Here is a 16850-nt window from a genome sequence, read left to right as displayed (position 1 = left end):
TCGCTCTGCGCGTGCGCTCACGTTGCCCTCGCCAGGCGCAAGGCGTATACGAGCGGCCCCCCCGCGAGCCAGACCCGAAAGCGCGGGGATTTCCAGGAGCGAACTCCATGATCGACGTAGTCATGCCCCAGCTCGGTGAAAGCGTGGCCGAGGGGACGGTGACCAAGTGGCTCGTGCGTGAAGGCGACTTCGTGGCGCGGGAGCAGCCGCTCCTGGAAGTCGCGACGGACAAGGCCGACACCGAGGTCCCCGCTCCTTCCGCGGGGCGGGTCGAGAGCATCGTGGCGGCCGTAGGGGCGGTGGTCCCGAAGGGCGGGCTGCTCTGCCGCCTCGATGAGACGGCGACGGCCGGCGCAGACGTGGTGCGCCCCGCCATCCCCCCCGCGCCCGCCGAGCCGCAGGCGCCCAAAGAGACGAAGGCCGAGTCCACGGCGCAGCCGCTCGGCTCGCCCTCGACGCGCAAGCTCGCGCGGGAAGAAGGCGTCGACCTGAGCCAGGTGCAAGGCACGGGCGAGCACGGGCGCATCACGCACGACGACGTGCGCCGCGTGGCCCACGCCGCGCCCGCGCCCGCCGCGTTCGCCGTGCCTCCGCCGCCCGCCGCGCACGTGCCCGCCCAGCCGATCATGGCCGCCCCGGAGCTCGCGCAGCTCGTGCAGTCGGGTGGTGGATTCGTCCCGCCGATCCCGGGCGTCGGGTATGGCGCGTACAAGGTGCCGCCGTACACGCCGCGCCCGGGTGACGAGGTCATCCCGTTCTCGCGCCGCCGTCGCATCACGGCCGACCACATGGCGTACTCGAAGATCACGTCGCCGCACGTGGTCACGGTGGCCGAGGTCGATCTGCAGGCGACCACGAAGCTGCGCGACCAGCACAAGGATCGCTTCAAGAAGGAGGGCGTGCCGCTCACGTTCCTCGCCTTCATCTGCGCGGCGACGGTCCGCGCGCTGCGCGAGCACCCGCACCTCAACGCGCGCGTGCTCGACAACTCCTTCGTCGTGCTCAAGGAGATCAACCTGGGCGTCGCGGTCGAGACGCCTGGTGGTCTCCTCGTGCCGAGCATCAAGCACGCCGATCAACTCTCGCTCCGCGGCGTCGCGGCGCAGATCGACGAACTCGCGACGCGCGCGCGGGCGGGCAAGACCACCGCAGACGACCTCGCTGGCACGACGTTCACGGTCTCGAACCCCGGCCTCAAGGGCAACCTCTTCGGCGGCGCGATCATCTCGCAGCCGAACGTGGGCATCCTGCGCATGGGCGAGATCAAGAAGCGGCCCGTGGTGGTGACGCGCGACGGCGAGGACGTCATCGCCATCCACCCGGTGATGTACATGGCGCTCTCGTACGATCACCGGATCGTCGACGGCGTGCTGGCAAACTCGTTCCTCTGGCGCGTCGCAGATTTGCTGAGCCGCGGGGAGTTCGAAGTCGGATGACCGCCGCGACAACGAAGCCCGAGGGCCACCGCCCGCTCTCCGAGGTCGATCCGGAGATCGCCGAGCTCATCCGCCGCGAGGAGCGCGCGGAGGCCGACACGATCCGGCTCATCGCGAGCGAGAACTACGTCTCGCGTGCGGTCCTCGAAGCGACGGGGTCGGTCCTGACGAACAAGTACTCGGAGGGCTACCCGCAGAAGCGGTACTACGAGGGCCAGCAGCAGATCGATCAGGTCGAGGAGCTGGCCCGGAGCCGCATGAAGCAGGTCTTCGGGGCCGATCACGTCAACGTGCAGCCCTACTCGGGCAGCCCCGCGAACCTCGCCGTGTACCTCGCGTTCGTGAAGCCCGGCGAGACGATCATGGGCCTCGGCCTGCCCGCGGGCGGGCACCTGACGCACGGCTGGAACGTCAGCATCACGGGCAAGTTCTTCAACAGCGTGCCCTACGGCGTGCGCGCGGACGATCACCGCATCGACATGGACCAGGTGCGCGAGCTCGCCCGGACGCACCGGCCGAAGCTCATCTGGTGCGGCACGACGGCCTACCCGCGCACGCTCGACTTCCCCGCGTTCCGCGCCATCGCGGACGAGGTGGGCGCGATCCTCGCGGCCGACATCGCGCACATCGCGGGCCTCGTCGCCGGCGGGGCGCATCCGTCGCCGATCGGGATCGCGGACGTCGTGACGATGACGACGCACAAGACGTTCCGTGGCCCGCGCGGCGCGGCCATCCTCTGCAAGACCGAGCACGCCTCCGCGATTGATCGCGCGGTGTTCCCAGGCCTGCAGGGCGGCCCGCACAACCACACGACGGCCGCGATCGCGGTCGCCGCGCGCGAGGCGATGGAGCCGTCGTTCAAGCAGTACGCGGCGCGCGTGGTGGAGAACGCGCGTGTCCTCGGCGCGGCGCTCGAAGCGAAGGGCTTCCGGCTGATCACCGGCGGCACGGACAACCACCTCCTGCTCGTCGACATGACGCCGAAGAACATCGGCGGAAAGCCGTACGCGAAGGCGCTCGATCGCGCGGGGCTCGTGGGCAACTACAATTCGATCCCCAACGATCCGCGCAAGCCCATGGATCCTTCGGGGCTCCGCATCGGCACGCCGTCGATCTCGTCGCGCGGCATGGGCCCGAAGGAGATGGAGCTCATCGCGGCGTGGATGGCCGAGGTCGCCGACCATCCGCAGGACGAGGCGCGCATCACCCGGATCGCCGGCGAGGTGAAGGAACTCTGCCAGAGCTTCCCCGCGCCCGGCATCGTCTCCTGACGAAACGCCGCACAAAAAGCCGCGGGGGCGCGGCTCGCTTCGTCGAGCTACGCCCCCGTCGTCTTTGGGTTCGCCTCATTCCGAGGCGAATGTCACGTCACTTCGAGTAGAGCTGCGCCGCGATGACGCCCGATCCACGCGTCGCCTTGATGACGTACTTGGCCTGCCCCGCCATCGGCCACGGCCACTTGTAGCAATTGCCGCCGCCGCCGAGCGAGGCCTGCTGGCCGCTGCCGCTGTCCTGCGCGAGGACCGGGTTCATGCCGGGCACGGGCGTCGTCGCGACGAGCGAGATGTCGACCTCGCTCGGCCCCGCGCCGACGGCGAGCACCGTGTAGCACTTGCCCGGCTGCAGGTTGACCGGCTCCTCGAGGATGCTGCCCTCGGAGAAGTTGCCCGCGGCCACAGCGCCGTCGCGCTGCATGCCCGGGGCCGACTGCTGGGCGAACGCCGTGAGCGGCAGCGTGGCCGCGCCCGCGAGGTTCGGGTCGATGCGCTGCGCCTGCGCCCCGCCGCTCGTCTGCGTCGTGGTGCCGCCCGTCGTCGTCGTGCCGCCCGGAGCGGGGAAGCCGGGGATCGTGGGGAACTGGAAGCCGCCGGGCTGCGCCGTGGTGCCCTGCGGGGCCGGCTGCTGCGGAGCCGGCTGCTGCTGCGGGTACGGCTGCTGCTGCGGATACGGCTGCTGCTGCGGATACGGCTGCTGCTGCGGGTACTGCCCCTGCGGGTACTGGCCCTGCGGGTACTGCCCTTGCGGGTATTGCCCCTGCGGATACTGCCCCTGCGGATACTGCCCCTGCGGGTACTGCTGGTAGGGGTTTTGCTGCTGGTTGGCGGCCGTCTGGGCCGGCTGAGAGTCGTCGGACTTCTCGCAGCCGGTCGCAAGCGCGAGCGCGACGAGCAGCGCGGACGAGATGACAATGGATCGAATCAAGGCGACCTCCTCGGGAATCGGGCGAATCTGGGTCCTACCCTATCAATCAACGCGGGGAACCCGTGAAACTTACGTGTGCCTTTCCGACGGATTGGACGGGCGTCAAGCAACACCGGATCGTCGAAAGCCGTTTTTCGTCCCCACGCGCCCCCACGAGCCGCGCGCCGCGCCCTGCACACCTCGTTACAGTGAGGTAAACTACCTCATGGATCAGAGGAGCGGGGGACCGAAGGGGGCGGACACTCCGCCCGGGACGTTCGCGCGCTGGTTCCTGGACGAAGAGCTGAAGCCAGGCGCGGGGATGGGGATCGCGGCGGAGCGCGCCGAGTACCACCTGTGCCGGGCCATCGCGAACCTCGAACGCGGCATGCTGCGCGAGGCGCTCGACGATGCGAACACGGCCGCGCACCTCGACGAGTCGCTCCGGGCCCGCGCGCTCATCGTGGCCCGCATCTGCATCCAGCGAGAGATGGAGGAGCTCGGCGTGCCCATCCGATGACGCAGCCGGTCGCGCTTCGAACGGCCTCATCGCGATGTGGCCCCGGTTAGGGTTCGGGTGTATGAGCGCGACTCTGTCTCGCGCGGCGCGCATGCGCGCCCCTCGAGCTTCGAGGAGGGTCCGATGACGCGTTCGATGGTGTGCATGGGGGCCGCTGCGGCGGCCGTGTCGATGATGGTGATGGTGATGTCGGCGGGCTGCGGGAGCGAGCCCGAGACGCCGCCGCAGCCGGGTCCGGACGCCGGCTTCATGCCCCCGCCCCCGCCGCCGCCCCCGCCGCCCCCGCCCCCGCCGACGGTGGCCGCGTGTGACTCGGTGCAGTCGCTGGCGCTGACGACGATGCTGCAGGGGCGCGAGAAGGTGGAGGCGCCCGGCATGAAGGCCGAAGGTGGGCAGCTCTGCATGGTGGTGCCCGAGGGGCAGACGGCCTCGACGCCGACGATGATGCTGGAGCCGGGCTTCTGCTACACGGTGATCGGGCAGGGCGCGGGCGGCGTGACGGAGCTCAACCTGGCGATGACGCTCGACATGGCGACGGCGCTGCCGCCGCAGCTCGGCGCCCTCGCCGCGAACCCGACGCTCGCGGTGGACCAGGAGGCGGGTTCGTCAGCGTCGATCGGCCAGAAGACGAGCTGCTACGCGTGGCCGTGGCCGGTGCCCGCGATGGTGAAGGTCAACGCGACGGCGAAGACGGGCTCGGGCCCCGTGGCCATCCAGATCTACAAGAAAAAGAAGTGACGCCTCCCGCGGCGGCGCGGCTCTCCGCTCGCGGAGGGCTGCGCCGCGCTGCGGCAGATCGTTGGAGCCCCAAGCGCCTCGTCTTTTTGCTTTGGGACCACAAAAAACGAACGGCCCACGCGAACTCGCGGGGCCGTTCGTCGCGCGCTGCTGCCGCGACGGGAGCAGCGGTTTATCAGACGAGGGCGTCTTTGATCGCCTTGATCGGGCGCGCACGCACCGACTTGCTGGCGGGCTTCGCCGGGAAGGTCATCGGCTGCTTGGTGAAGGGGTTGATCCCCTGGCGGGCCTTCGTCGCCGGCCGCTTCACCACCCGGAACTTCGCAAAGCCCGGCAGCGTGAAGACGCCCGACTTCTTCAGCTCACGGTGCCCGACCGTGACCAGAGACTCGAGCACACTCTTGACCTGCTTGCGGGAGATCTCGTCCCCAGCAGCCTCCGTGATCGCCTGGATCAGAGCGCTCTTGCTCAACGACTTCTTCGCCCCGCCCCCAGCACTCTTCTTGGTCGCCATTGCAAATTCCTCCGAGCTCCGCGTCGCGCGCGGCCCCTCGCCGCGCGCTCAGCTCGGGTGAACCATACACGGCGTGCGTCGCGAAAAAAGCGAAATCTTCGGGGGAAATCGCGATTTCGACGCGGAGAGTCGCTCTACCAGGCGTCGAACGGGCCGGAACTGGGGCAAGCAGCCGAGGCGAAGGTCCCAAAAAGGCACGAAAACAGCCTGAAAACAGGCATCGGTGAGGGTTCGGCGCGGCGGCGGATGTGAAGGAGGAGGAGGGCGCGCGCCGCAGGGGTCCGCGGCGCGCTGTTTCAGAAGGGCGGAAAAGAAGCTGGATCAGTCGCTCGCGAGCTCGTCCGCGAGGTCGCGCGCGACGTCGAGGTTCGCGTCCTCGGCGAGCGCCTTCTCGACGAGGAGGCGCGCCTTGCCGCGATCCCCTTGCGCAACCGCGAGCCTTCCGAGGTGGAAATACGCGAGCGCGCGGCCTCGCGACGTCGTGCCCTCGGCCGAGCCCGGCGCCGTGATCTTCATCATCGTGACCGCACGAAGCGCGCGCGAAGCGACGTCGTGCTCGCCACGATCGACCGCGAGCTGACCGAGCTCGAGCGCGATGTCGGCGCTGCCGGCATCGTTCTCGAAGGCCTTCGAGAGCTGCTCGAACGCGACGTCGTCATTGCCCGACGCGCGCTCGACGTGCGCGAGCGCGCGGTGCGCCGCCGCGAGCGTCCTCGACCGACGTCCCTCGTACGCGGCGACGGCGTTCGCCGCGAGCGGGCGCGCCTCGTCGACGCGACCCGCCCCGACATATGCGTCGGCGAGCACGATGACGGGCTCCCACGCATCCGGCTGCCGGCGGCGCGCATCCTCGACGAGCTCGACCGCAGCGCTCGCGCCCTCGGGCGTCGCGAGGAGCAGGCGCGCGGCGTGGAGCAGGAGCTCGACCGCGGCCGCCCCCTCGACGTTCGCCGCCGCCGAGGCGATCGAGGCCGCCGCGAGCTGGTGATCCCCCATCTCGCTTTGAGCCCCAACAAGTTCGGCGACGAGCGCGCGATCCAGCGGGTCGATGTCGAGCGCGCGCTTCAGGACCTCGATGGCGCCCGGGAGATCCTGCTCCTTGTCGCGGAGGATCGCGGCGGCCTTGCGGAGGCAACCGAGGCGCTCTTCCTTGGCGGTCCGGCCTTCTGCCTCGATCTGGTAGACGTCCGCGATCTTGCGGAAATCTTCCCGGGACTCGAAGCGCTCCTTCAGCTTGACGCCGAGGACCACGCTCGTCGGGAACGCGCGGTAACCCGCTTCGAGGGCACGATCCACGCCGTCCTCGTCGCCCTGCTCGGCGCGGATCGCAGCGAGCCGCTGCGCCGTCGCCTCCGCGGCCTCGCCCTTCTCGGCACCGAGGAGCTTTTCGAGCGCGTCTGCGAGCTCCGAGGGGTCCTCGGCCTTCTCGCTGATGCGTACGATGGCGCGCAGCGCGTCGAGGTTCGTCGCGTCCCAGTCGAGAATGCCGTGGTAGGCGTCGCGGGCGCGAGCGGACTCGCCCTGCTGCTCGAGGAGCGCGCCGAGCCGCATGGAGAGCGACGCGACGCCGGCCGTGTCCTCGCGGTCCTTGGCGAGGTCGATACGGCGCTCGAGGAGCGAGGCGAGATCCTCGAAGCGGCCTGCGGCCTCCAGCAAGCTGGAGAGCAACGTGGCCGCCTCCTGGTTCGCGGGATCGTCGTCGAGCAGCTCCGTGAGGGTCGAGATCGCCTCGTCGGCGCCGCCGTCACGCTTCTGCGCGAGGCGCGCGCGTTCGAGGCGCATGCGCGAGCGGTCCTCGACCGTCTCGAGCAGCGGGACGACCTGCTCGATGACGCGCCCGAGGGCGTCGTCCTCGCCGAGGCTCCGATAGAGATCAGCGAGCGGCCCCCAAAGATCACGATCAGCAGGCTCACGCTCGAAGAGCTCGGCATAAAGCCGCGCCGCGCCGGCGAGATCGTTGAGTTTGTCACGGGCAATCGACGCCGCCGCGAGCAGGTGGCCCCGCTCGTCGCCGGGCGCCGCCACGCGACCCGCGCGCTCTTCGAGCGTCCGCGCCTCGGCCCAGTCCTCGGCCGCGGCGCGCACCTTGGCGAGCGCGACGAGGGCCCAGAGGTCGTCCGACGTATCGGCCACGCCCTCCTCGCGGGCGAGCGCCCGCCGCAGGACGGACTCGACGAGCGCCGAGTCCCCGAGCCCCTCGGCGACGGAGACGGCCTCGCGGTAGAGGTCGGCCCCGCGCTCGGGCGCGAGCAGGACGAGCGCGTCGACGAGCGCACGCGGGCGATCGTGCTGGCGCGCGAAACGCTCGAAGAGCGGGGCGATCTGCGCCGCGTTCTCTTCGCGCTGGAGGCCGAGCCGGAAGATGGCCTCGGCGCGATCGGGCGACGCGTCGAGCGAGAGAGCACGCTCGAGCGCGGGCACGCCGCGCGCCGCACCCCCGGGCTCGCGCAGCGCGAGCTCGGCGAGGCGGTAGAGGCCATCCGCGAGCTCGGCCGGCGGCGCGCTCTCGCTCGCAGCGGCGATCCGCTTTTCGAGCAGGGCGATTTGCCCCTCGCGATCCCCGCGCTGCTCGCAGGAGGCTTCGAGCGCGCGCCAGACCTCGTGGATCCGGCGATCACCCGGCCGCTCCAGCAAGAGCGTCTCGGCGCGCCGGAACGCCTCGTCCGCCTGGGCCGCGTCGCCTCCCTCCCCGGAGAGCGCACGACCGAGGTGGAGGAGGAGGTCGACGAGCGGAGGATCCACCGTCGTCGCCGCGACGAGTTTACGCAGAGCGTCAAGGTACTTCTCGACCGCGCCGAGGCGACGAGCGAGCCCGAGCGCCGAGCGGTGCGCGTCCCCGGAGGTCGGCCGCACGGCGAGCGCGCGGAGCCAGAGCGAGAGCGCATCCTCGGCGCGGCCGAGGTGCTGCTCGTAGAGCGCAGCGAGCTCGGCGAGCACGGGCGCGAGGGCCGCCGCGTCGCCGCCCGCGCCATCGAGCCGGAGTTCGAGCGCGCGCGCGAGGAGCGCGTGGTTCTGGCGGCCGCGGAGGGCTCGGACGAGGCGATCGGCCTCGTCGGGGCTCTCCCGCGAAGCCTCGAACGCGGACTCCACGTGCTCGGCGGAGCGATCGGGATCGCCTTGACGATCGGCGATCTCCGCGAGCGCGATGAGCACCTCGGTGCGGGTGACGGCCGGCGAGCCCTGCTCGTCGCGCAGGCGCCGCACCATCATGAGCAGCGAGCGGTACGTGCGCTGCGCCCGATCGAACTGGCCCTCGTCGAACGACAGGCGCGCGAGCGCGAGCAGGATCTCCGGGTGCGTCGGATCGATCTTGAGCGCGACGTCGAGCTCGGCCAGCGCGGCCTTGCGATCGCCCGACGAGAGGAAGACCCGCGCCAGGTAGTAATGCACGATCGCGCGGTCCTTCGGCCGGCGGCTGCCGTACGCGTCGATGATCTGGCGAAGGATGTTCGAGGCCTCGTCCGATCGGCCGGCGGCGCTCAGCGCGTCGCAGAGCGAGAGCTTGATCGCGCGATCGTCGGGCGTGAGCTGCGACGCCTGCTCGAGCAGCGGGACGGCCGCCTCGGGCTTGTTCCGCTTCGAGAAGTGCAGGTCGGCGGCCTCGCGGAGGAGCGCCGTGCGCTTCGCGGCGTTCTCCGTGTGCGCGGCCTCGATGGCGATGAGCTCGGCGAGCGGGCCCCACGCCTCGGCCTCGCGGTAGAGGACGGAGAGGCGCGCCCGGAGCGGCGCCGGGTCGGCGACGCGGCCCTGCGCCTCTTCGAGCCGCTGCTGCGCCAGCGCGGGCTCGCCCGAGGCGATGTAGGCCTCGGCGAGGCGCAGGACGGGGTGCGGCGAGGCGTCGGCCGGCGCGTCCGCGCAGATGGTCTCGAGGACCTCCGCGGCGGCCGCATGATCGCCGCGCGCCGTGAAGAGGCGCGCGAGCGCGTCGAGCGAGGCCATGTCGCGGTAGCGCGCGGCGCGGCGGTAATCGCTGATCGCGCGCGGGAGATCTCCGACGCGCGTCTCGGCGATGATCGCGGCCCTCCGCCAGAGCTCGGCGGCCGCGGTCGTGTCGCGATCGGCCTCGCGCCGCGCAGCCTGATCCTCCCAGAGCGACGCGAGCGCGCCGTGATCGCCACGCTCGCCGAAGAGCTCGGCGAGTTTGTCGACGGAGGGCGCGTGCGAGGGGCTCTCCTCGAGGTTCTTGCGGAGCGATCCGATCGCGCGATCCACGTCGCCCGACTCGACAAGCAGGAACGCGAGGTCGAGGCGCAGATCGACGCGCCCGAGGACCTCATCGGCCACGGAGATCTGGCGCTCGCGCAGGGTGAGCAGCTCCGCGCGACGGCCCTCCTTGCGATAAAGCTCTTCGAGGCGCGAGCCGACGAGCTCGTCGGTCGGATCCTCGCCGAAGAGCTCTTCGTAGATCGCGATCGCCGGCTGCGCGTCGGAGATCTCGGCGGCCGCGAGGCGGAGCGCGCGGCGGCGCTTTGCCTCGAAGGGCAGCTTCGCGCCGTCGAGGCAAAGCGCGACGACACGCACGAGATCGCCCTCTTCGCGGCAGATGCGCACGAGGACGTCGAGCGCCCACGCGGCGAAGGTGGCGGCCTCGCTGAGCGGGTCCGAACCCTCGCCGATCCAGCGCGCCTCGGCCTTCTGGAGCATGGCCTCGGCGATGCTCTTGGCGAGGCTCGGATCGCCCACGTGGTCGCTGGCGACGGTGACCGCCTCGCGGTGGAGCGGGAGCGCGTCCGCGGAGACCTCGCTGAGGCGCAGCAGCGCATCGACGAGGGGCTTGCCGGGCGCGTGGCGGCGCAGCTCGACGAGCGCCGCGAGCATCTCGGCGTTCGTCGGGTCGTACGTCAGCGCGCGCTCGATGGCGATCTCGGCGGAGCGCTCGTCCCCGCGGCGATCGCGGTGCCAGAGCGCGACGCTCCACCAGAGGGCACGCGCGACGTCGGGCGGGACGTCGCCCTGCGCCTCGATCGCCGGGAATGCCTCGGCGATGTCGGCCCAGCGATCCGCGATCGCGGCGAGGCGCAGGACCTCGGCCGAGAGCTCGGGTGTCTTCACCGCGGCAAACGCGCGCCAGACGGCGTCGAACGCCGCGGCCGGGTCGTTGCGACGGTGCTCGTGCAGCGACGCGGTCTCCGCGAGGATCGCCGTACGCTCGGCCGCGGACGTCGCGGCGGCGAGGCGCGGCTCGAGCAGGTCGATGGTGCGTTGCCAGTCACCCGAGGCCGCGTAGGCCGCCGTGAGGACACGGACGGCGGCGGCGAGGATGGGCCGGCGCGCCTCGTCGTCGAGGTCGATGAGCGAGAGCAACGATTCGAGGCCAGAGAGCGCGAGGCCGCCCGGATCGGCGCAACGAATCGCGGCCTCGTAGCTCACGACGGCCTCGGCCCACTGCGCGGTGCGATCACGCTGCACGTCGCCGAGGCGGCGGTAGAGTTCCGCCGCGCGGGCCACGTTGGTCCCGGCCTCGTCGGCCTGCGCGGCACTCGTGCCGAGCAGCGCCACGAGATCGGGCCAGCGCGCCGCCTTTTCGAGGAGCCGGGCGAGCGCGTCGCAGCTCTCGTCGTCGGCGCCGAAGCGGACACGCACGCCTTCCCACACGGTGATCGCGCGGGCGACGTCGCGGAGCTCGTGATCGCAGATCGCCGCGACGCGCACGAGATCCTGACGCGCGGCGTCGCCTTCCGTGAGCTCGGCGCGGCGCTCGAGGACCTCCGCGAGCTCGCCGAAGCGGCTCTCGGCTTCGAGATCGAGGGCCAAGCCGCCGAGCGCGTCGAGGTCGCGCGGCTCGTCTGCGAGGCGAGCACGATACGCCGCGATGGCGCGCGGTTTGTCGCCGAGCTCGCTCGACGCGATGCGCGCGACCTCGAGCAGCGTTGCGCGCCGGGCATCCGGATCCTTTTCGAGGCGCGCGAGCCGTTCGAGGACCTCGCAGCGCTCCGCCGAGCGGCCCTCCTCCGCGAGGAGGCGCTCGAGATCACGCGCGGGGCCGACGACGAGGTCGGGGTGCCCGGGTTCGAGCGAGAGGATCGTCCGACCGAGATCGATCGCGCGACCCCGATCGCCGAGCTTCTCGACGTAGATCGCCGACGCGCGAGAGAGCAGCTCGATCTTGAGCGCGCCGCCGGCGCCCTCGGAGACCCCGACGAGGACCTCCGCGAGTCGATCGAAACGATCGACCCGCGCAGCGAGGCGCTCGAGCTCGGCGCGGTGGCTCGGCTCGGCGGGCTCCAGCGCGACGAGCGCGGCGAGGCTCTCCAGCGCGCCCGCCGGGTCGTCGAGGACGTCGGCGCGCAGCGAGACGATCTCGCGCAGGAGCGCGCCGCGCGCAGCAGGATCGACCGCGGCTTCGAGGCGAACGGAGAGCACACGCGCGAGGTCCTCGTGGCGCTCCTCGCTGCGGTAGCGCCGTTCGAGGACGACGGCCGCGCGCTGGCGGGCCGTGTTCTCGGCCTCCGCGCTCGGGCGGATGGAGAGCGGCTCGGCCGAGACGGTGGCGGCGAGGACACGCTCCAGCAAGTCGAGCGCCTCGGCGCGCGACGGCTCGACCGTCAGCATCTCCTCGACGACCCGGAAGGCGGCGTCGGGCTCGACGACGCCTTCGAGCCAGAGCGTGGCGATCCGCGCGCGGAGCTTCTGCGCCGCCTCGACGTCGAGCGAGGCGAGCTCGTGCGAGAGCAGATCGATGAGCGGACGGTGACGGCCGAGGCGCTCGTAGAGGCGCTCGAGCGAGGTGCGGATCTTCTTGTCGCGCGGCTTGAGCGGCAGGAGCTGCTCCAGGTACCGCACGGCGCGATCCGGATCGCCGGCGAGATCCTTCGCCGACTCGGCCGCGTCCTCCAGGAGCTCGACGCGCGCGAACTTGTCGTCGGTGCGCTCGATGGCCTGGTCGTAGAGCGAGAAGAGATCGGCCCAGCGCTCGTTCTGGTTGTAGGCGAGCTTCAAGCGCTCGAAGGCCCACAACGCGTCGGGGGCGACGTCGACGACCCGACGCAGGAGCTTCATGACGGCGTCCTGATCGTCGAAGAAGAACTCCTCGTGGTAGTCGACCGAGCGCCGCCCGAGGTCGTCGAGCGTGTCGGGATCGAGCTCGCGCACGGAGTCGGATTCGAGCTTCTTGCGGTAGGCCTCGGCGACGAGATCGGGCCGGTCGGCATCACGGCCGAGCTGCTCGGCGCGATCCCACAACGCCGCGTCGTAGGGCAGCTCCTCGACCGCGCGCACGGCGAGGTCGAGCGCGAGCTCCGGCGCGGCGCCGGGCCTGTCGAGCAGCCGCGTGAACCAGCCCGCGCGGAGATCCACGAGGTCGCTCGCGTCCGCGGGCGTCGCGATCAGCAGCTTGAGGATCCGCGCGGCGATCGACTCGTCGTCCGTCGTGTCGCAAGCGCGCTCCAGCATCTCGGCCGCGCGACGGCGGGACTCCGGCCGCGCGAGCGCACGCTCGAGGAGCACGAGCGCGCCCTCGTTGCCCGGCTCGGCTTCGAGCACCGGCTCCACCGCGGCGAGCGCCTCGTCGACACGGCCGAGCCGATCGAGAAGGAGCGTCGCGAGCTCGAGCTCGAGCGCCGTCCGCTCCGCGCCCTCGCGCAGATCCCGGCGCGCCGCGATCATGGCCGCCGCGCCCTCGACGTCGCCTACGTCCAGAAGGAGCCGGCCGCGCGCCGCGAGCGCCGCGTCGTTCTGCGGATCTTGCTCCAGCACGCGGGCGTAGAGATCCGCAGCCGCGCGCGGCTCCTTGAAGACGTTCTCCTCGGCCGCCGCCCACGCGAGCAGCGCCTCGATGCGACGATCGCCTTCGGCGCGTTGCAGGCGGAAGCCGAGCACCCAGCGCCGATCCTCCAGCCGCGCCTGCGACGGCGGGCTCTGATCGAGGAACGCTTCGAACGCCTCGACCGCGGTCCAGGGCTCCGACGCGCCCTGGATCATGCTCCGGTAGGCCGCCGCGGCGTCCTCCTGGCGATCGGGGTCGGCCGCGAGCACACGCGCGCGCGCCGCCTGGAGCGCCTCGCGCGGACCGACGTCGAGCGCGCCCTCGTCCGCGAGGAGCGCGTCCGCCGCGCCCACGAAGCGCGTGGTCGCCTTCGCGTGGATGGCTGCATCCTCGAATGCGAGCAGTTTGTCCGCGCGCTCGGACGCGTCGGCCGCGGTGCGGAAGAGGACCTCGTAGACCGCGGGCAGCTTCTCCCACGCCTCGGAGCGACGGTAAAGATCGACGAGCCGCTCGGCGGCGTCGCGATCGTCGGCCGAGAGCGCGAGCACGCGCTCGAAGAGGCGCTCGGCGAGCGCGCCGTCCCCGCCGCCGTCGGCGAGGTCGCCGGCGCGCCGGTAGTCTTCGATCGCGGCCGCCGTGTCGCCGAACGCCTCGGCCTTCAGCGCGGCGAGGTGTTCGAGCCATCGCGCCTCGGAGAGCGGGCCCTCCGCCGTCGAGATGCGCCGTTCGAGCAGCACACGATAGAGATCGTTATCGCCCGCCTTCTGCGCGAGGTCCGCGATCCGATCGAGCGTCTCGTCCGAAAGCGTCGTGCCCTCGTCGAGCAGGCTCCGGTAGTGCTGCCGCGCGCGATCGATCCAGCCGCGCGAGGCGGACAGGTTCGCCATGCGCAGCGTGATCGCCGCGCGCTCCTCCGCGTCGGCCGCGCGCTCCACGCCGCCAATCAGCGCCGCGTAGAGGCCCTCCGCGTCCGAGCCTTCCTCCAGCACGTCGAGCAGCGCTTCGTACGCGCCCCGATCCCCCGCGTCCTCCTCCAGCGCGCGACGGTAGGTCGCTGCCGCCGCTGCGAGGTCGCGCAAACCGCGACGCTCGATCGTGCCGATGGAGTGGAAGATCTGGCGACGCCGCTCCGGATCCGTCGTCGCGGCCAGCGCGCCCTTGTACAGCGCGAGCCGCTCCTGCGCGTTGCCGTGCTTCTGCAGCAGGCTGTCGATCCGCGTGATGAGGTCGGGCGAGGACGGCTCGAAGGCGAGCGCGTTCCGGAGCACGGACAACGCGCCGACGAAGTCACCGTAAACCGCGAGCGCCTCGCCCGTGGCCTTGGCGAGCTCCGCGATCGCCGGGTGATCGACGTTCCGGTTGCCGAGCGCCTGGATCAGGATGCCCGCGCGGCGCGCGGCGTCGCCCCCCGCGAGGCGCTCCACGGTCGACAGCCACTCTGGCACGTCGTCGGCCATGTCGTTCGTCGCGATGCGCAGGCCGAGGCCCGCCAACAGCAGCGCGCGCTTCCCGTCCGCGAGATCCGCTTCCGCGATCTGCGTGGCTTCGCGCAGCGCGGCGAGCCGATCGGAGGCGTCCTTCGCGACGTCCCCGCGCACTTCGAGGATCTTGAGCAAGCCCGGAGAGGCCCCCTCCTCGCGGTAGATCGGTTCGAGGACGTCGGCCGCGCCGAGCCGGTGCTCGCCGCCGCCGAGCATGCGCTCCACGGCCTGCCGGCACGCCTTGTCGGAGCGATCGAGGTCGAGCGCCTGGCGGTACGCGTCGAGCGCGCCCGCGCCGTCGCCGAGACGACTGAGCCGTACCTGCGCGAGCTTCGCGAGGATGGCGATGCGCTCCTCCGAAGGCGCGAGGCCCGCTTCCGCGTCGAGGGTCTGCGCGAGCTCCTCCCAGCGCTGCTCGCGTTCGAGCAAGGGCAGGATGCGCGCGTGGATCTCGCGCGTCGGGCCATACGTCTGGAGGAACCTGCGCCAGCCGTCGAGCACCGCGCCGAGATCGTTCGAACGCGCAGCACGGAGATCGGCCGCGCGGAACGCGAGGTCCCGCGCCGCTTCCCTGTCGGTCTCCAGGGCCGCGCGACGTTCGAGGACATCGGCGAGCGAAACCTCGTCGCCTGCGGCCTCGTAGAGGCGTTCGAGCGCGGGGAGCGCGTCGCTCTCCAGCGACGTGCCGACGAGCTTCCGGTAGGCAGCGATCGCGCCCGGCGCATCCCCGAGTGTCTCCTCACGCAGCCGCGCAAGCCGCTCGGCCGCGCCGGCGCGCGCGTCGGGCTCCGGCTCGATGTCGCTCAGCCGATCGAGCGCCGCGGCGAGCGCGCTCCAGTCGGAGGCTTGCTCGCACAGCTCCGCGAGGGCCCGCGCCGCGCGCACGCCCGCGTCCTCCGCGAGCCCCGCGTCCACGGCGCTCTGGAACGACGCGCGCGCCCGCTTCGGATCTCCCGTCTCCAGGAAGAGCTCGCCGAGGTCGGAGGCGATCTTCGCGCGTACGAGCGGGTCCTTCGCGCCGGCCGAGGCGCGCGTCAGCACGCGCGTCACGTCGAGCCGACGATCGAGCGCCGCGCCGATGGAGCGGTACCGCGCGCGCACCTCGTCGTCGTTGGGATCGACCGTGAGGATGCCCTCGTAGAGGGTGAACGCAGCGCCGAGGTCACCGAGGTGCTGGTATTGCAGCGCAGCGAGCCGCTTCTGCGCTTCGAGCCGGCGCGGACCGCGCACGCTGTCGATCTGGATCGTCAGCATGCGCGCGGCGTCCTCGTACTGCTCGCGCGACATGTACACGTTCTCGATGGCGGCGGCGGCGCGCGCGGCGAGCGTCTTGTGCGTGAGGAGCTGCTCGCAGGTGCTCCACGCGAGCTCGCTGTCGGGGTTCTTCTTGAGCACCTCCTCCGCGTGCGGCAGCGCCTTCTCGATCTCGTGCAGGCTGACCGAGTAGAGCTCGATGGCCTGCTCGCGCAGCGCGAGCAGATCTTCGTCGGCGGGCGGCGGGTCGGCGGAGATGGCTTGCTCGTAGAGCTTCGCCACGTCGGCGAAGCGGCCCGCGGCGATGAACCGCTCGGCCATCGCGTTGCGGCTGTCGGCGTCGGTCGGGTCGAGCCGGAGGATCTGCTGGTGGAGCTTGAACGCCTTGTCCTCCTCGCCTTGCAGCGCGGCGAGGATCTGCACGGCGGCGCGGAGGAACGCGAGCTGCTCCTGTTTGTCCGGCCGGTGCGCCGCCATCTGCGTGTAGAGATCGGCGAGCTTCGTCCAGTCCTCGCGGTCACGCAGGATGCCTTCGAGCCGCTGGAACGCGTCGACGTTGCCCGGCGACAGTTGCATGACGCGCTCGAGGTGCGGCTGCGCCGTCGCTCCGTCACCGGCGTAGTCCACGAGGAACGCCGAGGCGCTCAGCAAGAGCTCGATCTGCGCGGCCGGTTGAAGCAGGCGAATCTTCCGGTCGCGGCAGATGGCGTCGTAGGCAGCGGCGAGCTCGGCGATGCGGTTGTCCCGATGCGCAGCCTGATGGAGCATGTCCCATAGCTCTCCGGGGCTCGCGCCCTTCGCGAGGGCCTGCGCGAGCAAATCCAGGAGCGCGGGTTCGTTCTCGATCGTCTGTTCCAGGGCCGAGGCAACGGTGTCCAGCTGCGGTACGGCGCGACCGGTCTTCGATTCCTGCATGTCCCTTCCCGAGCCGCCGGGGAAAATCGGCGCGGCCGAGAACGTATCAAGGATCGTTCGGACGGATCGCATTGATCTGAATCAGCCGCCGGCAAAATCACGAAAT

7 protein-coding genes are annotated in these 16850 nt (G+C 71.6%); 4 read left to right on the top strand and 3 right to left on the bottom strand.

All coding sequences use genetic code 11. The features are described 5' to 3' along the window. The first annotated feature begins 107 nt into the window (after window positions 1-107). Window positions 108-1436, top strand: a complete 1329-nt coding sequence (locus E8A74_RS15910) for a dihydrolipoamide acetyltransferase family protein (RefSeq protein ID WP_136929859.1) — start codon at window positions 108-110, stop codon at window positions 1434-1436. Then, window positions 1433-2707 (top strand): serine hydroxymethyltransferase, encoded by a 1275-nt coding sequence (locus E8A74_RS15905; RefSeq protein WP_136929858.1) that lies wholly within the window; start codon window positions 1433-1435, stop codon window positions 2705-2707. The genes E8A74_RS15910 and E8A74_RS15905 overlap by 4 nt, the downstream gene beginning before the upstream one ends. A 97-nt stretch (window positions 2708-2804) precedes the next feature. Here E8A74_RS15905 and E8A74_RS15900 read toward each other — a convergent pair whose 3' ends face one another. Beyond that, window positions 2805-3638 (bottom strand): hypothetical protein, encoded by an 834-nt coding sequence (locus tag E8A74_RS15900; protein WP_136929857.1) that lies wholly within the window; start codon window positions 3636-3638, stop codon window positions 2805-2807. 205 nt (window positions 3639-3843) lie between these two features. Between E8A74_RS15900 and E8A74_RS15895 the strand changes: the two genes are divergently transcribed. Further along, window positions 3844-4137: a hypothetical protein gene (locus tag E8A74_RS15895; RefSeq protein WP_136929856.1), complete on the top strand. Its 294-nt coding sequence runs from the start codon at window positions 3844-3846 to the stop codon at window positions 4135-4137. Window positions 4138-4260: 123 nt separating this feature from the next. Next, complete coding sequence (locus tag E8A74_RS15890) at window positions 4261-4875, top strand: hypothetical protein (protein WP_232379574.1); 615 nt, start codon at window positions 4261-4263, stop codon at window positions 4873-4875. A 175-nt stretch (window positions 4876-5050) separates the two neighbouring features. On the opposite strand, the gene E8A74_RS15885 is transcribed toward E8A74_RS15890, so the two are convergent. Further along, a complete protein-coding gene (locus E8A74_RS15885; RefSeq protein WP_136929855.1) occupies window positions 5051-5389 on the bottom strand; it encodes an HU family DNA-binding protein in 339 nt (112 codons plus the stop codon). 321 nt (window positions 5390-5710) lie between these two features. After that, entirely contained in the window at window positions 5711-16744 is an 11034-nt protein-coding gene (locus E8A74_RS15880; protein WP_136929854.1) for a tetratricopeptide repeat protein, read from the bottom strand. Window positions 16745-16850: the final 106 nt, after the last annotated feature.

This window comes from Polyangium fumosum, from assembly GCF_005144585.1.
Classification (GTDB): Bacteria; Myxococcota_A; Polyangia; order Polyangiales; family Polyangiaceae; genus Polyangium; species Polyangium fumosum.
Note: the sequence above shows the minus strand (reverse complement) of the source record. Positions and strands in the feature narration are given on the sequence as shown.

Bases quoted from the DNA above. Each gene is read 5' to 3' on its own strand.
- E8A74_RS15895 (WP_136929856.1), top strand. From the start codon at position 3,844: ATGGATCAGAGGAGCGGGGGACCGAAGGGGGCGGACACTCCGCCCGGG.
- E8A74_RS15910 (WP_136929859.1), top strand. From the start codon at position 108: ATGATCGACGTAGTCATGCCCCAGCTCGGTGAAAGCGTGGCCGAGGGG.
- E8A74_RS15890 (WP_232379574.1), top strand. From the start codon at position 4,261: ATGACGCGTTCGATGGTGTGCATGGGGGCCGCTGCGGCGGCCGTGTCG.
- E8A74_RS15880 (WP_136929854.1), bottom strand. From the start codon at position 16,744: ATGCAGGAATCGAAGACCGGTCGCGCCGTACCGCAGCTGGACACCGTT.
- E8A74_RS15885 (WP_136929855.1), bottom strand. From the start codon at position 5,389: ATGGCGACCAAGAAGAGTGCTGGGGGCGGGGCGAAGAAGTCGTTGAGC.
- E8A74_RS15905 (WP_136929858.1), top strand. From the start codon at position 1,433: ATGACCGCCGCGACAACGAAGCCCGAGGGCCACCGCCCGCTCTCCGAG.